The 444-nt window shown below is 27.9% G+C and carries 1 protein-coding gene; it reads left to right on the top strand.

The window, feature by feature from the left end; translation table 11 throughout:
• Positions 1-247: 247 nt before the first annotated feature.
• Positions 248-444 (top strand): AAA family ATPase (locus tag DW721_RS16535; RefSeq protein WP_243036050.1); only part of this gene is annotated, 197 nt, incomplete at its 3' end.

Here is a 444-nt window from a genome sequence, read left to right on the forward strand (position 1 = left end):
ATATATCATTATGGTTTCGCATTTAAAGGTAAGGAAGTATTAATAGATGGTAGGTAGAATATAAAATTATCACAATGAAATATTAAAATGTATATAAAAATGGAGACAATCATTAAATGACAGGACGGTGATTGTCTTTACTTTGTTTTGATGTAATGTTATCATAAATACAGTAGAGTGATTTCGTGAATAAAAATAAATATGAATGAAAAATAAAAATGTGTTAGAGTTGTATTGGAGGGATACTATGAAAAAAATAGCAATAGGGAAACAAAGTTTTGAGGATATAAGGAAAAAAGATTGTTTTTATATAGATAAGACAGATTTTATAAAAGATTGGTGGGAATCTGCTGATGATGTGACACTTATCACCCGTCCGCGCCGTTTTGGAAAAACATTAAATATGGATATGTTAAAATGTTTTTTCTCAAATCAATATGAGGG

It is taken from the genome of Clostridium sp. AM27-31LB (assembly GCF_003480745.1).
Classification (GTDB): domain Bacteria; phylum Bacillota; class Clostridia; order Lachnospirales; family Lachnospiraceae; genus Butyribacter; species Butyribacter intestini.